General features: G+C 66.6%; 3 protein-coding genes and 2 pseudogenes. 1 reads left to right on the plus strand and 4 read right to left on the minus strand.

Features of this window, described 5'->3' with window-relative positions; all coding sequences use genetic code 11:
• The first annotated feature begins 206 nt into the window (after nucleotides 1-206).
• Nucleotides 207-965 carry an SAM-dependent methyltransferase gene (locus AC08OP_RS23300; protein ID WP_476616133.1) on the plus strand — a complete coding sequence of 253 codons (759 nt, stop codon included), beginning with the start codon at nucleotides 207-209 and terminating at the stop codon, nucleotides 963-965.
• A gap of 417 nt (nucleotides 966-1,382) precedes the next feature.
• Here AC08OP_RS23300 and AC08OP_RS23305 read toward each other — a convergent pair whose 3' ends face one another.
• From AC08OP_RS23305 to AC08OP_RS23320, 4 genes and pseudogenes are all read right to left on the minus strand, one after another.
• Nucleotides 1,383-1,844, minus strand: coding sequence for a PIN-like domain-containing protein (locus tag AC08OP_RS23305; RefSeq protein WP_476616134.1), 462 nt, complete (start codon nucleotides 1,842-1,844; stop codon nucleotides 1,383-1,385).
• Entirely contained in the window at nucleotides 1,819-2,538 is a 720-nt protein-coding gene (locus tag AC08OP_RS23310) for a DUF433 domain-containing protein (protein ID WP_476616135.1), read from the minus strand. The genes AC08OP_RS23305 and AC08OP_RS23310 overlap by 26 nt, the downstream gene beginning before the upstream one ends.
• Before the next feature lie 209 nt (nucleotides 2,539-2,747).
• Nucleotides 2,748-2,849 (minus strand): annotated as a pseudogene (locus AC08OP_RS23315) (SAM-dependent methyltransferase); the annotation flags it as partial.
• A gap of 65 nt (nucleotides 2,850-2,914) precedes the next feature.
• Nucleotides 2,915-3,136, minus strand: a pseudogene (locus tag AC08OP_RS23320) (Scr1 family TA system antitoxin-like transcriptional regulator); the annotation flags it as partial.
• Nucleotides 3,137-3,172: the final 36 nt, after the last annotated feature.

The raw sequence follows: 3,172 nt of genomic DNA on the forward strand, positions 1-3,172 counted from the left end.
AGTTTGGGGGCAGTCCGTCGGGGAGCGGCCCGACGCCTTGCGTGGAGGAAGCCATGGTTGCCCCGGGTCTTGTCCCGGGCCACCGGACACCGCCGGCCTGGATGGCGTGGTGGTGATCGAGGTCGACTGCTGACCAGCGTCGGACCTCGGTGTGCCTGGTGACATCAATTTTTCGTGTTGATGTACTCCATGAGGAGATTCTGGCGTTGTCAAATGATATCTCGTCTGCGTGGTACGCGGACTTCTTTACCGAACTTCCGAACGAGTTCTGGCGGCGGGCGGCGTCGCCCGAAATGACCGCGGCTGACGTCGAGTTCATCGAGGCCGCGCTCGGTCTGCCGCCGGTGGCCCGGATCCTAGACGTTCCCTGCGGCAGCGGTCGGCACAGTATCGCTCTCGCCGGGCGCGGCCATCGGGTGACCGGCGTCGACCTCTCAGCCGAGGCCATTGACCATGCCCGCCGGGCGGCAGAGCAGGCCGGTCTACACGTCGAGTTCGTGCTCGCGGACATGCGGGCGATCCCGGTGGATCGCTCGTTCGACGCGGCCGCCTGCCTGGGCAACAGCTTCGGCTATCTGGACCTGGCCGGCACCCGGGAGTTCATCGCGAGCCTGGCTCGGGCGATCCGTCCTGGCGGCAGCCTGATCGTCGACTTCGGGGCGACGGCCGAGAGTATTCTGCCCACCTACACCGGTGAGCCGAGCACCATGGTGACCGGAGATATCACTGTCGAGACAAACCTGGAGTACGACCCGTTGGCAAGCCGGCTGATCAGTCGGTACGCATTCAAACGTGGCACCGAGGAACTCCATGCGGCCGCGATTCACCACATCTACACCAGTGGTCAACTGGGCGAACTGCTCACAGACGGCGGATTCACCGCCATCAGGCGGTACGCCGGGCCGGAGGGCACGCCCTACGAGCTAGGCGCCAGACGGCTCATCCTCACCGCACGTCGAACGTAACCAGTCGAAGGCACTCAAGAGGGCGGGCGCGGCCGGCGAGGCTCTCGACCGGTCACGCCTGTCAACTTCCACCGCCACAGCGAGGGGTCTGTCAAGTTTGTTTTACAGTCCCGGTTTACGTGACCGTACTAGACCGCCTTCGGCTTCTTCGGGGCTGTTTCGGAGACGGCGTCGTGAACGAGGGTCTGGCGGTGCGGTGGCCGGCGTACTACGTCCGAGCCGTGCAGCGTGTGCAACACGGGTGCGGCCCAGGGGCCGGCCGGCTGCCTAAAGATGCTGGTGAGAAGCCCAAGGCCTGCCCAAGGACGATCGGTACCACCCCTTGGTTGTACCTATCAAGCGACGGAAGACGCGGCTAACCGGCGTCTACCTGAATCACGGATGGTGCGACTCCGGTCGATGGTGGGTGAGGAGGAACTACCGGGGCTGGGGTGAGCTGATGTCCATTTTGCGGATCTCCATGGCGTGGACGGCGTAGATGAAAGGGCCTGCTTCGGTGCAGGCGGTCGTGATCGCGGGCAGGTTCGAGAGCAGCCACTGTGCCATCGCAGCACCCGGTAGGTCCTGCCGGGTTATGTAGAAGCATCGCGCGTGATGTGTCAGGACGGCTTCCTGTTCGGCGGGGCGGTAGCGGATACGCGCGTCCTTCATGAACACGACCCAGCCGAGGCGGGCCGTGTCCTCGATCCAGGTGACGTCCGCGATGTCCTCGTCCTGTGGGATGCCGTAGTGCTCGGCGAGCGTGGTCAGCCGTAGCCTGGCGTCTCGGAGCAATCGGGGGACGGCGATGCGGCCGAGGCTGCGGTCGATGAAGACGTGCGGAAGCCCGGCAGGGTGGCGACCTGTCGAGTCATCAGGCGGCGATTTTGCTTGCGACACGGACGGCGCCTTCAAGATCAGGGAGAGGCACGCCGAATTCCTCCGCCACCTCGGCGAGTGCTTCGCCGGCGTGGAAGCGGCCCAGGGCGTCTTCGACGCGGGCGCCGCCGTGAGTGAAGATCGGCTGGCCGAAGCCACGGTGAGGATCGACGATGACGGAGCCGGGCTCGTACCGCGGTAGCCGGATGAGCCGGGGGTAGCCGTCCGAGGCGAACTCCACCAGCCGGAGGTAGGACTCGACGATCTCCCCGAACACCCGCTGCCCGTTGCGCACCACGACTAGTTCCCGGGCTCCACGTGCTTCGGGCGTGTCGCCCTGGCTCTCGGCGAAGTCGTAGAGGACCTCGGCACCGTCGGTGTACAGGGCGCGTGAGGCGAGGACGTGCTCGATCCCCAACTGCTCGGACAGGCGGGCCAACGCGGGGCGGATCCGCTGTAGCGGCACTCCAGCGGCTCGGATGGCTGCCAGGATCATCCCCTCGGCAAGCCCGATGAACGGCACGACGGCCGTGCCATGGCGCTGACGGGGCAGCACGGTGACGATCGGCTCACCATGGACCGGGGCGCGGCCCGGTGCGTGCCGGGTGTAGCCGTAGGCCCAGGTCGCGAAGGTCGACGTCGGCACGCCCAAGTGCCGGCCCGCCTCGGCGACGCTGTACAGGGGCAGGTCGAAGCGGCCGCGATCCTGAATCATCGCGTCTCCTCTCAAGCCTGCTGGATCCGAAGGTCCTGCCGCGTAACACCATGATCATAGATCCTTGCTGGCTCGACGACGCCGGGGAGGAGGCCACGGCGAGCCGTGCTGCCGCAGTTTCTCTGGGGCTGGATCGGGTCGGTATCGTCAACAAGGGTCCGGCGGTGCGGTGGTCGGTGTACGGCGTCCGAGCCGTGCGGCATGTGTAACTCGGGTGCGACCCCTTGGGCGACTTCATGCAGATTCGGGGGCGGCAGTCCCGTTCCGATGTCCAGGAACTGTCGGATGCCGTGTTCCGCCGCCAGTAGGCGGGCCACTCAGGCCCGCGTGTGCCCCCCGAGCGGAACGGGAGCACCTGGGTCGTGATCCCGGGACGGCGGGACATGTCGATCAGGTGGGCGAGTTGGGCGCGCGCCATCTCGGGTCCGCCGACCATGCGGCGCACTGCGGCTTCGTCAAGGATCGCCCAGAGCTGCGGTGGCGGATCGGTGGTCAAGATGGGGTTCTTCCGTTCGACGGCCGCCGGCCCGGTGAGCTCGGAGCAGTCGAAATGATCATTGGCTGGAGTGGGTCGTGTGGGCGGCGCACCGGGCACCATCAGGGCAAGCAGCACCAGGGCAAGCAGCACCAGGAC

The sequence above is a fragment of the Frankia sp. CeRuru1 genome (assembly GCF_977966315.1).